Raw genomic sequence first — 18,621 nt, 5'->3', positions numbered from 1 at the left:
CCCGTAAATCTCAAAGGAGTCAACCATGAGCACCCCCTACAAGCGCCTCAACAAAGACGACGCAGTTGTTTTGCTGGTCGACCACCAGACGGGCCTGATCTCTCTGGTTCAGGATTTCCAGCCTAACGAGTTCAAGAACAACGTGTTGGCCCTCGCCGACGTCGCCAAGTTCTTCAAACTGCCGACCATCCTCACCACCAGTTTTGAAAGCGGTCCGAACGGCCCGATGGTTCCAGAACTCAAGGAACTGTTCCCGGACGCGCCGTACATCCCGCGTCCAGGTCAGATCAATGCCTGGGACAACGAAGATTTCGTCAAGGCGGTGAAAGCCACTGGCCGCAAGCAACTGATCATCGCGGGTGTTGTGACTGACGTCTGCGTGACCTTCCCGACATTGTCGGCTTTGGCTGAAGGGTTCGAAGTATTCGTCGTGACGGATGCTTCCGGCACCTTCAATGAAACCGTGCAGCAAGCCTCGTGGGCACGCATGACCGCCGCTGGCGCTCAACTGGTCAACTGGTTCTCGGTCGCTTGCGAGCTGCAAGTCGACTGGCGCAACGACATGGAAGGCCTGGCCAACCTGCTGTCGCCACGCATCCCGAACTACCGCAACCTGATGAACAGCTACTCGGCACTGACTGCCAAGTATGGGTGCGGCGCCGTTTTTTTGTGCCAACGCAGATGTATTCCTGGAATATCACCTCGCGAATATATTCGCTCCTACACAGTCGCGTCCGGGCTCGGTGTTTGCTCTGCCGCTGCGCTTTTACGATTGATCAACGCCAGTCCAATATCTGCAATCAGGGCGACTGCGATGGCCCCGGCCGCGATGGCAAACAGCATCACGTGGTGCCCGCCATTGCCATTGAAGACCACCGAATAACCGTAGCCCGCCAGCGCCTGAAAGGTGGCGAACGACACCGTTGCGCGGCTCCAGGCAACTTGTTGCTGTTCGTGACCCGGCACCAATTCGTGAATACGGGCCAAGGCCAACGGGACGATACCCGGCGGAAACGAACCAATGATCACCGCCAGCAACGCCAGCAGCGGATAAGAGTGGGTCAGGCACAACCCGGCGACGGCAAGGGCCTGGACCAGCAATACCAGGCGAATCGAATTCCGCGCCCCGAGATGGTCAGCAAGGAAGCCATAAATGACTGGCCCAAGGATCGCGCCAACGCCATACATCACCCAGATCAACGCACCGATGTGCGCGCTGGCACCCTGGCCTCGGGTCACGTAATCCACCAGAAATACCATGGCTGGCACCAGGCCTACGGCCATTAGGGCGTATTGGCCGAACAGCAGATAAACCGCTGCGTCCAGTGGCGCTGGTTTACCAGGCTGAGCGTTCTGTACCGCAGCCGCATTGACCGCCGCCGTGGCACTCGTCGAAGGCCAGCCGAACCAGCTGACAGCGGTCAACAGCAAGGACACCAGGCCAAGGCCGATCCAGGCGTCACGCAGGCCCAGCGACAGCAGAAAGGGCACCAGCGTCCCGGAGCCCGCAATACCCAGGCCGACACCCAGAAAGATCGCGCCGCTGGCCAGGCCTTTACGCGCGGCAGGGACGTGGGGAATCACTGTCGCCGCCACCAGCACCATGATTGCGCCGCCGGCGATGCCGGACAACAGGCGCCAACTGAAGAACCAGGTGATCGACAGCGGAAAGGCGCAAGCAAAGAACGAAGCGGTTGCCAGCAGCATCATCAGTCGCAGGCTATGGCCGTTGGACAGACGCGCGGCGATAGGACGCCCGGCGAGTGCGCCGATCAGATAGCCGATCAGGTTTGCGGCGCTGAGGTAGATCACGTCGGACGCGGAAAACCAGTGCGCACCGATCAGCGACGGAATCAGCGGCGTGTAGGCGAAGCGCGCCAGGCCGATGCTGACCAGGCTGGCACACAGGCCGGCGAGAATGTGCAGCCAGACGTTATTACGCCCGGGAGAAGAGCAATCAGTGGTCGTAAGCATGAGTAGGTTTCCCGCAAATCTGGTGAAAGCACCGAAAGTGCTTGGCTGAGCCCATGGTAACGATGATTAATGATGCAGACTTGCAGTGAATTCTCATGACTAGGATGCACAAATGCATCACGAGAGGCGGCGTATGAACTGGGATGACACCCGGATATTTCTGGCTATATGCCGCAAGGCCACGCTTCGTGGGGCGGCGCGGGTGCTGGGCGTGGATCAGGCCACGGTGGGACGGCGGCTCGGCGCGCTGGAAAAAGCTTTGGGCACGACCTTGTTTCTGCGCACTTCGGACGGCTATGTGCTGACGGTTGCGGGGGAAGCGGCGTTAAGAGCAGCACAGAAAATGGAGCAGTCGGCGCTGGAGTTGCAACGGCAGATACTCGGTCTGGACGAGCGCTTGACCGGCGAGGTGCGCATCACCAGTACTGATTCCCTTGCCGTCGACTTCGTGATCCCGGCCATTGCCAGCCTGCACCAGATTCATCCGGACATCAAAGTCCGGCTCGACACTTCGATTGAAGTGGCGAGCCTGTCCAAGCGTGAAGCTGATATCGCGATTCGCAACGTCAAGCCCGAGAATCCGGATCTGATCGCCCGCTGTATTGCCCGCTGGCCGGTGGGGCTGTTCGCATCGGCGGGCTACGTCGAGCGTTGCGGCCAGCCGCCGGCAGGGTTTGCCGGGCATGATTTGATCATGTATCAGCCTTATATGGAGACAGGAAAACCACCGACCATGTGCTCCGAGCCCATCACCGAGGGGCGGTTGGTCGCGACGGTCAATTCAGGGTTCATGATGCGTAAATCCGTTGCGGCGGGGATCGGTATTGGCGAGCTACCGGTTTGCCTTGGCGAAATGGACGGCCTCGCGCGCATCTGGCCCGAGCGTTTCCGGTTGACGACTTATGATGTCTGGCTGGTGACCCATGAAGATCTGCGCCATACCGCCCGGGTGCGTGCGGTGATCGAAAAAATCGCCGAGAGATTTTCCGGCGTTAATTAATGTGGGCCAGCACCAGCGCTGGGGGGGTTAATTCTCTGAATTGACCAAGCTGCTGATATTTAGCGTAATGTATCCAATCGGATTGAAAAAAAGCGTTTGCTGCCGCGTTAGTTATCTTAAGAGTGCCTTTGAATGCCGCCTGTAGCTCGCCGCACACTTGCAATTCGGCGCAATGTGTAGAGAATTCCGCGCAACGACTATTTCTTGTCAAAACGCCACTATTTTAGTTTTCTTCCAGCCCTGCTGTGAAGACCGCACTGTTCCAGGAGTTCAAGAACATGGCAGCACTGCAACAGCGTACCGTTGACGCTCTGAAAAAATCCCAGTCCGGTTTGACCGCCAAATGGCTTTCCAGCCTGGAAGCGAGCGGCGCAACTCGCAACATCAAGGAAGAAGACCTGAAATTGCAGGCGGATGACTTTCTGCGCCTGGTGATTTCCGTGGCCGAGAAGGGCAGTCATCAGTCGCTGGGTGGCAGCGACTGGGATGAAATTCGCCTGTTCCTGGAAAAGCTCTCTCACAGTCGCGCCCTTAGCGGCCAGGATTCGCAGCAGACCGCCAGCTTCATTTTCTCGTTGAAAGGCCCGTTGTTCGCGATGCTGCAAAGCGAATACGAAGACAGCCCGACGCTGCTGGCCGAGCAGGTTCTGGAAATTTCCGAGCTGCTGGATGCCTTGGGCATGCACACCATTCGGACCTTCCAGAAATCCCGTGAAGCGGTGATCAAGCGCCAGCAGGAAGAACTGCTCGAGCTGTCCACGCCCGTGGTGAAACTGTGGGATGGCGTGCTGGCATTGCCGATGATCGGCACCCTGGATTCGCAACGTACCCAAGTGGTCATGGAATCGCTGCTGCAGCGCATTGTCGACACCGGTTCCGAGATTGCCATTATCGACATCACCGGCGTGCCGACGGTTGATACCCTGGTTGCCCAGCACCTGTTGAAAACAGTGACCGCCATTCGCTTGATGGGTGCTGATTGCATCATCAGCGGCGTGCGTCCACAAATCGCGCAGACCATCGTGCACCTGGGCCTGGACCTGCAAGGCGTGGTCACCAAGGCCAATCTCGCCGATGCGCTGGCGCTGGCCCTGCGGCGTCTGGGTTTGACCGTCACCAAGGCGGTGTAGACCCATGGAACGTATTCCGATTCTGCAAATGGGTGCTTACCTGCTCGTCACGATTCAAGTGGATATGCATGATCAACTCGCCCTGAACCTGCAGGATGACCTCTCCGAGCTCATCAGCAAGACGTCAGCGCGTGGTGTGCTCATTGATATCTCGGCGCTGGACATTGTCGATTCGTTCGTCGGACGCATGATCGGCACAATTTCCGGCCTGTCGCGAATCATGGACGCCGAAACCGTGCTGGTGGGCATGCAACCTGCCGTAGCGATCACGCTGGTCGAACTGGGCATGACCTTGCCCGGCGTCAGCACTGCGCTCAATGTGGAGCGAGGGATGAAACTGCTGCACGAGCGAGCGCACGCACAATGACCGTGCGTAGCGAGGGTTCTCAACCCGTGCTGATCGAACAGGATGTGGTACTGGCGCGCCAGACGGCGCGCAAGCTCGCCCAGGAGTGCGGGATGCGCCTGATCGACCTGACCAAAATGGTCACGGCGGTCAGTGAACTCGCCCGCAACACCATGGTCTACGGCGGGGGCGGGCATATGGACTGGCAAATCCTCGACGACAATCTGCGCACTGGTTTGCGCATCACGTTCCGCGACGAAGGCCCCGGCATCGCTGATCTTAAACTGGCCATGACCGATGGCTGGACCTCCGGCAAAGGCATGGGCCTGGGCCTCACCGGCGCCAAGCGTCTGGTGGACGAGTTTGAACTGGATACAGCGCCCGGCGCTGGCACACGGGTAACGATCACCCGATGGATATGATGCTGCGCAGCACCCTGACGCAGGTTTTGTTGATCGAAGACAGCAGCCAGGTAGGACACGCCAGACGTACGGTTCAGCAACTTGCCCAAGCGCTGGATTTCTGTGAGGCCGATGCCGGTCGAGCAGCACTGGTGACCACCGAACTGGCGAGCAATCTGCTCAAGCATGCGACGCGCGGTGAGCTGCACTTGCGTACCTTCCGCACGCCTTCTTTACAGGCCATCGAAGTGATTGCAGTCGACCGTGGCCCCGGGTTCGATGTGCATGACTGTCTGGCGGACGGGTTTTCCACCCGCGGCACCCAAGGCATCGGGCTTGGCGCGATTTCCCGTCAGGCGGATGTCTTCGATGTGCATTCCGATGCGCGTGGCTCGGTGGTCCTGGCGCGGTTTTTCCCCCGTGGGCAGTCGATCAGCGACGTCAGGTTCGGCGTCAGCCAGCATTCCCTGCACGACGACCCGGCCTGCGGCGATGTCTGGTCACTGGCGATCAAGGCGGGCTGGGTCAGCGTCTTGATGGTTGATGGCCTGGGCCATGGCGAAGACGCCGAGATAGCGGCGCGGGCGGGTGAGAATGCATTTGTCCGACAACCTTTTGCTTCTCCAGCGTTCATATTGGAAGAAATGCACGACGCCATGCGCGGCACCCGAGGCGGCGCCGCTGCTGTCGCGCAATTTGATGGCGCTGGCGATTCATTGCGGTTCGTCGGCATAGGTAATATTGGCGGCACCCTGATTGGCGCAGAAAGGCCTCGTGGCCTGGCTTCTCATCCAGGCATCGTGGGCCTGCAATTTCGTAAAGCCCAGGCGTTCGATTTCCCTCAGGTCGGTGGCCAATTGTTGATCATGTACAGCGATGGACTGCAATCACGTTGGGACCTGCGCGAGTATGCGGGGTTGGCGTTCCGCCATCCGGCGGTCATCGCGGCAGTGCTGCATCGTGATTATTGCCGGGGTCGTGATGACGTGACTGTTTTAGTGATAGCTCTGGAGACAGCCAATGTCTGAGTCACCTGCCGACCAAAATGATCTCAGCCTTGAGCTGGCGCGCGTGCAGGCTGAAGCCGACGCCTTGCGCAGCGAACTCGATGAAACCAATCAAGGCGTGCTCGCGCTGTATGCCGAACTCGACAATCAGGCCGATGAACTGCGTCAGGCATCGGATCTGAAAAGCCGTTTCCTGTCCTACATGAGTCACGAGTTCCGCACGCCGCTGGGTTCGATCCTGAGTATTTCCAGCCTGCTCACCGATGAAATCGACGGGCCGCTGGCCACCGAACAGCACCGCCAGGTTGCGTTTATCAGCAGTGCTGCACGTGAGCTGTCCGACATGGTCGATGATCTTCTGGATCTGGCCAAGATCGAGGCCGGGCGCATCACTATTTCCCCGGCCTGGTTCGACATGCTCGACTTGTTTGCCGCCCTGCGCGGGATGTTTCGCCCGATCGTCAATATGTCGTCGGTGGACCTGATTTTCGAAGAGCCCATCGGCTTGCCACGGCTGTTCACCGATGACAAAAAGGCCGGGCAGATCCTGCGTAACTTTATCTCCAACTCCCTGAAGTTCACCCAGCGCGGTGAGGTGCGGGTCTCGGCGTGCATGGAAAACGCCAATGAAGTGCGTTTCGCCGTCAGCGATACCGGTGTGGGCATTCCTGAAGAAATGCTCGGTGAGCTGTTCGAAGATTTCTCGCAGATCGACTCGCCCCTGCAAAAACGCTGGCGCGGCACGGGCCTTGGATTGTCCCTGTGCAAACGCTTCGCCGAACTGTTGGGCGGACGGGTAGGGGTGCAGAGCAAACCTGGCGTTGGTTCGACCTTCTTCGTCATCATTCCGTTGGCGATTGCCGGAGAGCCTGGCGATGAAGCGTGAAATCCGGCTATTGATCGTCGATGACAACGCTGCGACCCGTTATGCCTTGCGCCGACGCATGGAGCAGCACGACTTTGTCGTGCTTGAAGCCGGCACGGGCAATGAAGGCCTGGCGCTGATTGCTTCTGAAGCGCCGGATGCGCTGATTCTCGACGTCAACCTTCCGGATATGAGCGGTTTTGACATCGTGCGCCTGCTGCGCTCTGAGCCGCGCACGGCGCTATTGCCGGTCGTGCATGTGTCGGCAGCCTCAATCCAGACCGCCGATATCGTCACCGGTCTGGAAGCCGGTGCCGATGCCTATCTGGTGCATCCGGTGGACGGGGATGTGTTGCTGGCAACCCTGCGCACGCTGCTGCGAGTGCGCGACACCGAATACGCCCTGCGCGAGAGCGAGGCACGGTTCCGGGAAATCTTCGTCAACATTTCCGCGCCCATTGCGGTGATGGACGCCGACCTCAAAGTGCATGAATGCAACCACGCGTTCGCCCAGCTGATTCAGAAAAGTATTTCCCAGCACACGATGCTCGATTCCCTTTCGGCAGGCCAGGAAGAGATCATTCAGCAACTGCGCGCCGGACTGCTTGCAGGAGAACGCTGGAGAGGCACGCTGCTGATGGCGGTCAAGGGTGACGTCCGTGAAACCGAGTGGCAGATTTCCCCCTACCGGACGCCGGAGCTGAGCCTGGTATTTGTCGAGGATGTCACCGAGCATCGACAGCGCGAGCAGTCGCATCTGCGCCAGCTCGACAGTGTCAACACCCGGCTGGCCCATGAAGTCGCCGAGCGCGCCCGCACAGAAGCGCAGCTGTTGCAGGCACAGAAAATGGACGCCATCGGCAAGCTCACCGGCGGCATCGCCCATGACTTCAATAACCTGCTGACCGGGATCATCACCGGCATCGAACTGATCAAGAAACGCACCGCTGAAAACCGCCCGGAACGGGTTGCGCGCTACGCCGACGCGGCCCTGGCTTCGGCCATGAGTGCCGCGGCCCTGACGCATCGATTGTTGGCGTTCGCCCGTCAGCAGCCACTGGATGCCCGGCCCATCGATGTCAACGAGCACATTCGCTCCCTGGAAGACCTGCTCAGCCGCACCATTGGCAAGCGCATTACGCTGACCCTGGACCTGACCTCCAAATCCGCCGTGGCGTTGGTGGATTCCAGCCAGCTGGAAAGCGCGATCCTCAATCTGGTCATCAACGCGCGGGATGCACTTCCCGGCGGCGGCAACGTGCGGGTCACGACCTTTGCCGCGCACTCCAAAGGCGATCCTCGCGTGGCCGACGGGGCGTATATCGCGTTGTCGGTCAAGGATGACGGGGTCGGCATCGACCACAGCGTGATCGACAAGGTATTCGACCCGTTCTTCACCACCAAACCCATTGGTGAAGGGACCGGGCTCGGGCTTTCAACCATCTACGGCTTCGCCAGGCAATCCGGCGGGGATGTGCTGATTCGCAGCGTTGCCGGACATGGCACTGAAGTGACACTGATGATTCCTGCGGCCATCGACGTGCTGCCGGCACAGGCGGAACCCGGGATACCGGTCCAGCCGGGTGCCGGGGAGCATATTCTCATCGTCGAGGACACAGCATCGGTACGGATGTTCGTCAACGAGCTGCTGGTGGACAACGGTTACCGTTGCACCCAGGCCGCAGACGTTGCCACCGCTCTGAACATTCTGGAGAACGATCCGTCGGTGGACCTGCTGCTGTCCGATGTCGGCTTGCCGCACATGAACGGCAGGGAACTGGCCGAACGCGCGCGGGTATGGCGGGAAAACCTGCCTGTGCTGTTCATGACAGGTTACGCGGAAAACGCAATAAACCGGCAACGTTTCCTCGGCGAACGCATGGATATGGTCATCAAGCCGTTCAAGTTGAACGCGCTGCTGGAGAAAGTCCGCAAGATGCTCGAGGGCTCAACAACGGCTCTCTGACGGCACGACTGGCAGCGCAGCGCGGCGCGGCAGACGGGGAGAGCGGTGACCGGGCGGTCAGAATAAAAATATGTAGTGCTCTAAAAAAATCACTACATAAGTGTTGACGCTTCTCCCTTCGCCTTGCATTATGCAGCTGTCTCCCCGATCGGGAGAGCGGTAAAAGGGTGTTCTGACATGCACGACGAGCCGTCGTGGTGTTCCCGGATGTGTGCTGCCCACAAGGCAGATTGATGAAGCTGACCTGGCATGATCCCTGACCGGATTCGAGATGCTGGCGAAACGTCCTCATGAGGCTTGTGGTTGACAGTCAATTGTTAGTTGTCAGCGCTGTAATAGCCTTTTGAATCAGACTTTTCGCAACTTCTCCTCTCGTTGTGGTGCTCTTGCGCAGCAGTGTTTATCAAGGCTACACGCATCTATTCATGGGCCGGATCTGCAAGTTGTCTGACATTGAATGTCATGCAGGTGCAGCGACACAAATCCACTGGCCGATTGATCATGTGTATTAGCTAACTAATTAAACCCGGTTGACGAGCGGTCAAGGAGCATTCAAATGAATTTGAACAAACAACCTACTATCGATGAGCTGGCTCAATTGTTTGCCGCGCGCAAAGATACGCTGGACAGCCATGTATTGTGGATCAGCAACGAAGGCGATGTTCATGTCGATCCGCTGACTTGCCAGGAAAACGAATTTGGCCAGAGCCACCCGGAAATGCGGGCCCGCCTGCGCACCTACCGTCGCGGCCACGGCTACGTTGGCAAGAAAGCAGCCGCTGACAAAGTGTTCATGAACCGGGTTCTGCAAACCCTGAAGAATGAATGGATCGCCACACAACAGCAGTCCGATGTACGTGTTGTTGATCGTCTCTATTGATAACAAGTTATACCGATAACGATGAATAACGAGTTGCTTCGCTTCTTGCTCCCGGAGAATATCCGGGAGCTTTTTTTATGGGTGTCTGTTAAGTCATCGCGCGCTGTCGGTTACCTTTAGCACTCTTGGCGCCTCCCACGAATGGCCATGTACTAGAATCAATGTTTGCGTACCCCGTCAGCTGTTCTGTGGAGGACATGTGCCATGAATGATTCCGAGCCAAAAACTCCGACGCCTGAAGATGAGAAAAAACCGGCAACCGGTCCCGGTAATTGGCATCCGCTGGACCGCATCCGTCAGCAATTCGACCATCTGCTCAACGAATTCAACAGCCTGCCTGCAATCCTTTCCCGCAGCGGCCGGTTTGACGTGCAGCCGTTCTGGTCAGGTGAGTTTTCCGGCGTCCAGGCACCCGCCGTGGATATCCGGGAAACCGCAACCGCCTATGAAATCGCCGCTGAAGTGCCTGGGGCTGACGAGCAGAGCCTGACCGTCAAGGTCATCGACGGCAACCTGCGGATCAAAGGCGAAAAGCCCGAGGACAAGTCGGACCCATCCGCCAATTATCATTTGACGGAACGCCGTTATGGGCATTTCGAAAGAACCTTCAGCCTGCCCACAGGGGTGGATGCCGAGCATATTCAGGCGCATTTCAGCAGAGGCGTGCTGAATATCACACTGCCCAAGAAGCCTGCGGCAGCGAAGCCTGAAACCACGGTGAATATTTCCGTGGATTGAGCGTGTCGCGCGCCCTTGAGCCCTGGCGCAGGACGGCGGCTGTCAAACGGCATCGACGCTGATCGAAACTATGGTTAGGCTTTGCGGGCGTTTCTCGTTCCGTTCAGGTTGCCCGGAGGAGAGCGGACTCTTCATTTCGATCTTCAAGGCGTGTGTATGGATTTGCGGCAACTCGAAGCGTTTGCGGCCGTCATGTCGGCGGGCAGTGTGACTGCGGCAGGGAAGATGCTCGGTCGTTCCCAGCCATCGGTGACGCGAGTCATTCAGGAGCTTGAACAGGAGTTGGGTTTTGCCCTGTTCGAGCGCAGCGGCCCGAAGGTCACGCCGACCCAGAAGGCATTCATGATGTACGCCGATGTCGAGAGCGCCTTGCTGGGGATTCGCAATATCCGCCAGCGCGCGCAGCACATCGCCCTGGACGAAAACCGCCAGATCAAGCTGGTGGCAATTCCGGCGCTGGCAGCCGGGCTGTTGCCGCTGGCATTGTCACGCTTGCCGCAGGATTTACGCCCGCAACAGATTCAGTTGCACAGCATGTCCCCGGAAAACGTCGTGCAGGCGGTGCTTTCCAAGACCATGGACCTGGGCGCCGTGAGCCTGCCGCTGGAACATCGCGGCCTGGACATCCACTGGATTGGCGAGTCGCCCTGCGTTGCGGTGCTGGCGGCTGATTCGGAGTTGGCGAAGCTGGAAGTCTTGCCCATGGAAGTACTGGCCCGGCAACCACTGATCACCATGTCCAATCCTTATCGGTTCCGCCGACGCATCGACAAGGCGTTTCAGGATCACGGCGGAGGCGAGCCGCTGATGCTTGATACCAATACTTCATTGGTGGCCATGCAAATGGCGCGTGTCGGGCTGGGCGTCGCGCTGGTCGATCCCTTCACCGCCGTCGGCGTGCCGCTGGACGGGGTTGTAGTGCGGCCTATCGAGTGCAACATCCCCTTCTTCTTCGGTTTGATTTCCGCATTTGCCAGCCCGCTGTCGGATGTCGCACAAGCATTGGTAACCGAGTTGGCGGACTCGGCCAAGGCATTGTTGCCCGACTTGATCATGCATGATCCCGCGACCCACGATGCTTTATTGCAGAGCATTTACGCCGGTTAGGCGCGTTAGTGGATCGGCAGAGCCTGCATTTCCCTCTCGTTAATAATTTTTAAGAATATCAATATTCGTTTTTTAAAGTTGATGGAATAAGGTGTGGCTCTTAGTATTCGGAATCTGCATTCAATAGGCCTATGAATGCGTAAATCTATGACTGTGGAATGCTTTTTGTATAGAAATTGAGCAATTTCCTCAGCAAGCCACTCCGAGTATTAAGAATGTCCCACGTGAACGAACCCCTTGGTCTTGCCCTTCTGGAAGCCCGGTTGCGCCAGGATCTGCAATGGCTGGATCTGCCTGCTGCCGCCTGGGTCAAGCCGCGGTTCAACGCTGGGCAGGCTGTACTGGATATTGCCATTATCGGTGGCGGCATGGCGGGGCTGGCGTTGGCGGCGGAGCTGCGCAATCTGGGCGTTAGTGCCCGGGTGTTCGACCAGGCGCCAACGGGATTTGAAGGCCCCTGGGCCACGACTGCACGTATGCAAACCCTGCGCTCGCCCAAGCAATTGACCGGTCCGGCATTGGGCTTGCCCGCATTGACCTTCCGTGCCTGGTTCGAGGCGCAATTCGGCCTGTCGGCATGGAATGCGCTGGACAAAATCCCGCGTCTGCAATGGGCTGACTACCTGCGCTGGTATCGCAAGGTGCTGGACCTGGATGTGCGCAACGAACACCGTGTCGAACGGGTTCAGCCGCGTGCCGACAGCCTGGTGGAACTGGATATTGCCCATGCCGGCCAGGTGCAGCAGGTGGTGGCGCGGCATGTGGTGCTGGCCACCGGTCGTGACGGATTAGGTGGCCCTTGGGTGCCGGATCTGGTCAACGATTTGCCGCGCCATCTCTGGACTCACTCGGCGTCGGGTTTGCAGGACGACTGGTTTGTCGGCAAACGCGTGGCGGTCATCGGTGGCGGTGCTTCAGCCATGGACAGCGCAGCCACTGCGCTGGAAGCCGGCGCACAGCGCGTTGATCTGCTGGTGCGTCGCGCCGAACTGCCGCGCATCAACAAAGGCAAGGGCGCTGGCAGTCCGGGCATGACGCATGGCTACTGGCGTCTGCCGGATGTGTGGAAGTGGCGGATTCGCAAATACCTCAATGCCCAGCAAGTGCCGCCACCTCGGGGCAGCACCTTGCGAGTTTCCCGCTCGGCCAACGCGCGCTTTTTGTTGAACAGTCCGATTGTTGCCGTGCAGGTCAATCCGGCTGGCGGCGTGTGGCTGGATACGCCGAACGCCAGACTCGAATACGATTTTCTGGTGTTCGCCACCGGCTTTCGTACCAACTTTCAGTTGCGTCCCGAATTCGCAGCGTTCGCGCCGCACATCAAGGTCTGGAGCGACAGTTTCACGCCGCCGGACAACGCCGCGCCCGATGCAGAACTGGATGATTTGCCCGACCTTGGCCTGAGCTTTGAATTTCAGGAAAAGACCCCCGGCGCCTGCCCGGGAATCAGCCAGATTCATTGCTTCAACTACACCGCATCTTTGAGCTACGGGGCGGTTTCCGGTGATATCCCGGCCATCAGCGAAGGCGCCAAACGCCTGGCTCACGGTTTGGTCGGCCAGCTGTTCAATGAAGACATCGAACAGCATTTCGACGCGATGCAGAACTACGCCGAACCGGAATTGCTCGGCGATGAATGGGTTGCGGGCCAGCCCACGACCCGCGAGTTACGCGAATGATCGGCTGGCTTGTGCGGCGCTTGAGCCAATCGCTGTTGGTTGTGCTGCTCATGACGTTGGTGGTGTTCATCGGCCTGAACGCCATCGGCAACCCGATGGATATCCTGGTCGGGGAAGATCTGAACCAGAGCGAACGCCTGGCCGCCATCGCTCATCTGGGCCTGGACAAACCGCTGTGGCAGCAATACCTGCTGTTTCTCCAAGGCGCGGTGTACGGCAATCTCGGGCAGAGCTTTGTCTATCACGAAGATGCCATGCGCCTGATCGTGCAGCGTTTGCCGGCGACCTTCGAACTGGCCTTCAGCGCGATGTTGCTGGCCGTGGTGTTGGGCGTGCCATTGGGGATGTTCGCTGGCACCTATCCCGATCACCCGCTTTCCCGATTGTTGATGGCCACCAGTATCATCGGTTTTTCGCTGCCCGCATTCTGGGTGGCGTTGATGATGATCATGCTGTTTTCCATCAAGCTGGGCTGGCTGCCTGCCAGTGGACGCGGTGCAACCCGTGAGCTGTTCGGCGTGCAATGGTCGTTCCTGACGCTGGACGGGCTGCAACATCTGATCCTGCCGGCATTGAACCTGGCGCTGTTCAAGATATCCCTGGTGCTGCGTCTGACCCGCGCCGGTGTGCGTGAAGTGCTGCCGCAAGAGTACGTCAAATTCGCCCGCGCCAAAGGCCTCTCGCCGATCCGCGTGATGTGCATGCACGTGATGCGCAACACCATGATTCCTTTGGTCACGGTGCTGGCCATGGAACTGGGATCGACCATCGCCTACGCGGTGGTGACGGAAAGTATTTTCGCCTGGCCCGGTGCCGGCAAGCTGATTCTGGACAGCATCAACATGCTGGATAGACCCGTGGTGGTGGCTTATCTGATGGTGGTCGTGGTGATTTTCGTGGTAATCAACCTGATCGTGGATGGCTTGTATTACTTTCTCGATCCCCGGGTCCGCGTAGAGGTGAAACCATGAACCAGGTTTCTATTGCGACCACCAAACCGACCTTCAAGGCGCAGTCGCCATGGCAGCGCGGGGTTGCCGAATTCAAAGGTTCGACCACGGCAATCGTCGGTCTGGTGCTGTTGCTGGTCATCGTGCTGGTTGCCGCGTTGGCACCATGGATCGTGTTTCAGAACCCTTATGATCTGATGCAGCTCAACGTGCTCGACGCGCGCCTGCCGCCCGGCACGGCGAACATCGACGGTGGCTACACCTATTGGCTGGGCACCGATGGTCAGGGGCGCGATTTGCTGTCGGCGATCATTTACGGGTTGCGCATCAGCCTGTGGGTGGGGATTGGTTCGGCGCTGATCGCCGCCGTGATCGGCACCATGCTCGGCCTGTTGTCGGCCTACGCAGGCGGCTGGGTCGATGCGCTGCTGATGCGTCTGGTGGATTTGCTGTTGTCGTTCCCGGTCATTCTCATGGCGCTGATGATTCTCGCCTGGCTGGGCAAAGGCGTCGGCAATGTGATGCTGACGCTGGTGGTGCTGGAGTGGGCGTATTACGCGCGCACTGCCCGTGGTCAGGCCCTGACTGAAAGCCGTCGTGAGTATGTTGATGCCGCACGCGGGCAGGGCATCGGGCCGTGGCGCATTGTAGTCGGGCACATTCTGCCCAACTGCCTGCCGCCGCTGATCGTCATCGGTGCCTTGCAAATCGCCCGGGCCATCACCCTGGAAGCGACGCTGTCGTTCCTCGGCCTTGGCGTGCCAATCACCGAGCCGTCCCTGGGTTTGCTTATCGCCAACGGCTTTCAGTACATGCTCAGCGACGAATACTGGATCAGCTTCTTTCCGGGGCTGGCGCTGTTGATCACCATTGTCGCGATCAATCTGGTGGGCGACCGCCTGCGCGATGTTCTCAACCCGAGGTTGCAGCGATGAGCGCGCCGTTGAGCTCTTTCGAGCAGCCGTCTGCCGCGCAACCGACGCTGGATGTGCGCGGCCTGTGCACCTCGTTTTATACCCGCGCCGGCGTGTTGCCTGCGGTGCGCGATGTGTCCCTGAGCATTCAGCCTGGGCGTATTCTCGGCCTGGTGGGCGAATCGGGATCTGGCAAGTCGGTGACCGGTTTTTCCATCCTCGGCCTGGTCGACGAGCCAGGGCGGATCAGTGGCGGGCAGGTGCTGTTTCAAGGCCGCGACCTGACCCTGCTGTCGCCCCAGGAGCTGCGCAACCTGCAAGGCAATCGCATCGCGATGATCTTTCAGGACCCGATGATGACGCTCAATCCGGTGTTGCGCATCGACACGCAAATGATCGAAGCCGTCCGCGCCCATCAACCGCTCAGCCGCGCCGAAGCCCGCGCACATGCCAGCCGCACCCTGGCTTTGCTGGGGATCGCCAGCCCCGACGAACGTTTGCGCGCTTATCCGCATCAATTGTCCGGCGGCATGCGCCAGCGCGTGGCAATTGCCATTGCCTTGCTGCACTCGCCTGACCTGATCATTGCCGACGAACCCACCACCGCGCTGGACGTGACGATTCAGGCGCAGATTCTCAGTGAAGTGCAGAAGCTGGTGCGCCAGCAGGGCACGTCGCTGATTTGGATTACCCATGACCTGTCAGTGGTTGCCGGGCTGGCCGATGACATCGCGGTGATGTACGCCGGGCGCATCGTCGAGCAAGGCACCGTCGCGGCGGTGCTGGATACCCCGCAACATCCCTATACCCAAGGGCTGATCGACAGCTTGCCGAGCCGCAACAAGCGCGGCCAGCGGTTGCGGCAGATTCCGGGCATGGCCCCCGATCTGCTGTCGATGCCCGCCGGTTGCGCGTTTGCCGCGCGCTGCAGCAGAGCTTCGGAGGCCTGCGCGCAGGAACCGCCCAGTCAACAACTTGCACCGGGCCGCTGGGTCCGCTGTTTTCATCCGGGAGCCGCCGATGAACAGTGAATCGACGCCGATCATCGAGTTGCGCCAGGTCAGCAAGACGTTCGGCAAAGCCAGTCCCGATACGACGCTGGAGCACGTGCTGCAACGTCTGCAACTGAGCAGGCCCAAGTCAGTGACGCATGCGGTTGATCGGGTGGACCTGCGCATTGCCAAGGGCGAAGTGGTCGGGCTGGTGGGCGAGTCTGGCTGTGGCAAGTCAACCCTCGGGCGGATGGTCGCCGGTCTGTTGCCGGTGTCATCCGGCTCGGCTTGCATTGATGGCAAGTCGCTGCAGGCGCTGACCAGCGAGGAGCGGCATGCCGCGCGGCTGAAGATCCAGATGATTTTCCAGGACCCGTCCGCCAGCCTCAATCCGCGTCTGCGGGTCGACCGGATCGTCGGTGAGGGCGCGCTGTTGCATGGCTTGACCGATAAGGCCGGGTTCGACGATTACGTCAGCGCCCAGCTGCAACGTGCCGGGCTCAGCCCGCAGCTGCGCCAGCGTTATCCGCACCAGTTCAGCGGCGGCCAGCGCCAGCGTATCGGCATTGCCCGGGCGTTGGCGGTGCAGCCGAAACTACTCGTGTGTGACGAGTCGGTGGCCGCGCTGGATGTGTCGATTCAGGCGCAGATTCTCAATCTGTTCATGGACCTGCGCGATGAGTTGGGGCTGACCTATCTGTTCATCAGTCACGACCTGGGCGTGGTCGAGCATCTGTGCGACCGGGTCGTGGTGATGTACCTGGGCCGGGTCGTGGAAAGCGCCGATGTCGACGATCTGTTCGCCCGCGCCAACCATCCGTACACCCAGGCGTTGCTGGCGCAGATTCCGCGTTTCGATATTCGCAGTGCCCGTTATGACGCGATCAAAGGGGAAATCCCCAGCCCGCTGAACCCGCCCGCCGGGTGTCATTTTCATCCCCGTTGCCCGCACGCCATGGCGCGCTGCCGCGAGGAAGCTCCACCGCTCAGGGAGGTTGCGCCCAACCACCTGAGCGCTTGCCACCTCAACGAAACAGCCTGAACGGGCGCGCATCGTCGCCTGTCACGCTCATTGCCATTGCGTACAAGGAAATAACCCATGAAACCACTTGTTCGTTCACTGCTGGCCTCGGCGCTGATTCTGGCCGCTGGCAGTGTCTCGGCGCAGACCTTGCGCATCGGTTACGCCGACCCCGTGTCGTCCCTGGACCCTGAGTTGAACAACTATGCTGGCGACCGCTCGGTAGCGCTGCATGCCTTCGAATCTCTGGTCAATCGCCACGACGACAAAACCCTGCCGGGCCTGGCCAAGAGCTGGAAGGTGCTGGACGACAAGACCTGGGAGTTCGCCCTGCGCGATGACGTCAAATGGCAGGACGGTACGCCGCTGACCGCCGATGACTTCGTGTTCTCCTTCGAGCGCTCCCGTGCCGTACCGGGTTCCGTGGCTTCTTATGCGGGCGCCATGCGCACCGTGGAGTCGGTGCAGGCCAAGGACGATCACACGCTGATCATCAAGACCCGCTCGCCGAACGCCAACCTGCTGCCGGATGTCGACTCGATCTATGTCGTCAGCCGTCACGTGGGCGTAACGGCCGCCAGCGCCGATTACAACTCCGGCAAAGCCATGGTCGGCACCGGCCCGTATCGGTTTGTTTCCTACGTGCCGGGGGATCGGACGATCTTCGAGCGCAACAAGGACTACTGGGGCGAGAAGCCGCTGTGGGATTCGGTGGATTATCGCTTCATCGCCAACGCTGCCAGCCGCACCGCGGCCTTGCTGGCGGGCGACGTGGACGTGATCGACAAGGTTTCGCCAACCGACGTGGCGCGCCTGCGCCAGAGCGAGAACGTGAAGGTCTACGCCTACTCCGGTTTGCGCGCCTTGCTGATTCAGCCGAGCTTCCGCGCCGGGCTCAACGAATACATCCGTGACAACGCCGGCAAGACCCTTGAGCAAAACCCTTTGCTCGACGTGCGGGTGCGCAAGGCGTTGTCCCTGGCGATCAATCGTCCGGCCATCGTCGAACGCATTATGCAAGGCACCGTGACCGAGGCTAACCAGTGGATGCCGGCCAATACCTTCGGCTACAACCCGCAGCTGAAGAACATTGCCTATGACCCGGCGGCGGCCAAGGCGTTGCTCAAGGAAGCGGGCTTCCCCGAGGGTTTCCAGCTGACGGTGCATGTGCCGGGTGATCGCTACCCGCAGGCGCCGGAAGCCATGCAGGCCGTGGCGCAGTTCTGGTCGCGGATCGGCGTGAAGGTGCAACTGGAAGTGCTGCCTTGGGCGGTGTATGCCGGCAAGGCGAACAAGAACGAACTGGCAATCAGCGTGATTGCCTGGGGCAATGGCACGGGCGAGGCCGCCTACGCGCTGACCAACATTCTCACGACAGTGGACAGCGCCAAAGGGCAGGGCGCTTCGAACTGGGGCCATTACAGCAACCCGCTGGTGGATCAGGCGCTGGTCAAGGCCACCGCCGAATTCGACGAAACCAGGCGCCGGGCGATTCTTCAGGAATCCGCCAAGGTCGTGGCTGACGACGTAGGCATCATCCCGCTGTTTCACTACCAGAACATCTGGGCAGCCCGCAAAGGCCTGAAAGTCGAACCATTGGTCAGCGACCGTACCGCCGCGACCATGGTCACCGAGTTGCCTTGAAAACCAG

General features: G+C 59.8%; 17 protein-coding genes and 1 pseudogene. 17 read left to right on the top strand and 1 reads right to left on the bottom strand.

The annotated features are described in order from the left end of the window. Positions 1–25 precede the first annotated feature (25 nt). Positions 26–628: pseudogene (ycaC, locus tag CFII64_RS19790) on the top strand (isochorismate family cysteine hydrolase YcaC); the annotation flags it as partial. Positions 629–720: 92 nt separating this feature from the next. Here the strand turns inward: ycaC and CFII64_RS19785 are convergent. Further along, positions 721–1,974, bottom strand: coding sequence for a YbfB/YjiJ family MFS transporter (locus CFII64_RS19785; RefSeq protein ID WP_020292608.1), 1,254 nt, complete (start codon positions 1,972–1,974; stop codon positions 721–723). Positions 1,975–2,107: 133 nt separating this feature from the next. Here CFII64_RS19785 and CFII64_RS19780 point away from each other — a divergent pair, with 133 nt between their 5' ends. From CFII64_RS19780 to CFII64_RS19705, 16 genes are all read left to right on the top strand, one after another. Further along, positions 2,108–2,974 (top strand): LysR family transcriptional regulator, encoded by an 867-nt coding sequence (locus CFII64_RS19780; protein ID WP_020292607.1) that lies wholly within the window; start codon positions 2,108–2,110, stop codon positions 2,972–2,974. Positions 2,975–3,252: 278 nt separating this feature from the next. Further along, positions 3,253–4,104 carry an STAS domain-containing protein gene (locus CFII64_RS19775; protein WP_020292606.1) on the top strand — a complete coding sequence of 284 codons (852 nt, stop codon included), beginning with the start codon at positions 3,253–3,255 and terminating at the stop codon, positions 4,102–4,104. Between the two features lie 4 nt (positions 4,105–4,108). Then, a complete protein-coding gene (locus tag CFII64_RS19770) occupies positions 4,109–4,471 on the top strand; it encodes an STAS domain-containing protein (RefSeq protein WP_020292605.1) in 363 nt (120 codons plus the stop codon). Then, the gene (locus CFII64_RS19765) at positions 4,468–4,872 is read left to right on the top strand and encodes an anti-sigma regulatory factor (protein WP_020292604.1); all 405 of its coding nucleotides are present in this window, start codon (positions 4,468–4,470) and stop codon (positions 4,870–4,872) included. Before CFII64_RS19770 ends, CFII64_RS19765 begins: the two co-directional genes overlap by 4 nt. Beyond that, positions 4,863–5,879, top strand: a complete 1,017-nt coding sequence (locus CFII64_RS19760) for an ATP-binding protein (RefSeq protein WP_020292603.1) — start codon at positions 4,863–4,865, stop codon at positions 5,877–5,879. Before CFII64_RS19765 ends, CFII64_RS19760 begins: the two co-directional genes overlap by 10 nt. Then, the gene (locus CFII64_RS19755) at positions 5,872–6,744 is read left to right on the top strand and encodes a sensor histidine kinase KdpD (protein WP_020292602.1); all 873 of its coding nucleotides are present in this window, start codon (positions 5,872–5,874) and stop codon (positions 6,742–6,744) included. The genes CFII64_RS19760 and CFII64_RS19755 overlap by 8 nt, the downstream gene beginning before the upstream one ends. Next, the gene (locus CFII64_RS19750) at positions 6,734–8,689 is read left to right on the top strand and encodes a response regulator (RefSeq protein WP_020292601.1); all 1,956 of its coding nucleotides are present in this window, start codon (positions 6,734–6,736) and stop codon (positions 8,687–8,689) included. The genes CFII64_RS19755 and CFII64_RS19750 overlap by 11 nt, the downstream gene beginning before the upstream one ends. 556 nt (positions 8,690–9,245) lie before the next feature. Next, positions 9,246–9,569, top strand: a complete 324-nt coding sequence (locus CFII64_RS19745; RefSeq protein WP_020292600.1) for a hypothetical protein — start codon at positions 9,246–9,248, stop codon at positions 9,567–9,569. Between the two features lie 204 nt (positions 9,570–9,773). Next, a complete protein-coding gene (locus tag CFII64_RS19740) occupies positions 9,774–10,307 on the top strand; it encodes an Hsp20/alpha crystallin family protein (RefSeq protein WP_020292599.1) in 534 nt (177 codons plus the stop codon). Between the two features lie 156 nt (positions 10,308–10,463). Next, a complete protein-coding gene (locus tag CFII64_RS19735) occupies positions 10,464–11,414 on the top strand; it encodes a LysR family transcriptional regulator (RefSeq protein ID WP_020292598.1) in 951 nt (316 codons plus the stop codon). Between the two features lie 215 nt (positions 11,415–11,629). Continuing rightward, positions 11,630–13,093 (top strand): SidA/IucD/PvdA family monooxygenase, encoded by a 1,464-nt coding sequence (locus CFII64_RS19730; protein WP_044901514.1) that lies wholly within the window; start codon positions 11,630–11,632, stop codon positions 13,091–13,093. Then, the gene (locus tag CFII64_RS19725; RefSeq protein WP_020292596.1) at positions 13,090–14,064 is read left to right on the top strand and encodes an ABC transporter permease; all 975 of its coding nucleotides are present in this window, start codon (positions 13,090–13,092) and stop codon (positions 14,062–14,064) included. The genes CFII64_RS19730 and CFII64_RS19725 overlap by 4 nt, the downstream gene beginning before the upstream one ends. Next, positions 14,061–14,978 (top strand): ABC transporter permease, encoded by a 918-nt coding sequence (locus CFII64_RS19720; protein WP_020292595.1) that lies wholly within the window; start codon positions 14,061–14,063, stop codon positions 14,976–14,978. Before CFII64_RS19725 ends, CFII64_RS19720 begins: the two co-directional genes overlap by 4 nt. Continuing rightward, positions 14,975–15,988, top strand: coding sequence for an ABC transporter ATP-binding protein (locus tag CFII64_RS19715; protein WP_020292594.1), 1,014 nt, complete (start codon positions 14,975–14,977; stop codon positions 15,986–15,988). The genes CFII64_RS19720 and CFII64_RS19715 overlap by 4 nt, the downstream gene beginning before the upstream one ends. Continuing rightward, a complete protein-coding gene (locus tag CFII64_RS19710; RefSeq protein WP_020292593.1) occupies positions 15,978–16,991 on the top strand; it encodes an ABC transporter ATP-binding protein in 1,014 nt (337 codons plus the stop codon). Before CFII64_RS19715 ends, CFII64_RS19710 begins: the two co-directional genes overlap by 11 nt. A 57-nt stretch (positions 16,992–17,048) precedes the next feature. Continuing rightward, positions 17,049–18,614: an ABC transporter substrate-binding protein gene (locus tag CFII64_RS19705; protein WP_020292592.1), complete on the top strand. Its 1,566-nt coding sequence runs from the start codon at positions 17,049–17,051 to the stop codon at positions 18,612–18,614. Positions 18,615–18,621: the final 7 nt, after the last annotated feature.

It is taken from the genome of Pseudomonas sp. CFII64 (assembly GCF_000416235.1).
Lineage (GTDB): Bacteria > Pseudomonadota > Gammaproteobacteria > Pseudomonadales > Pseudomonadaceae > Aquipseudomonas.
This window is presented reverse-complemented; position numbering and strand designations above follow the sequence as displayed.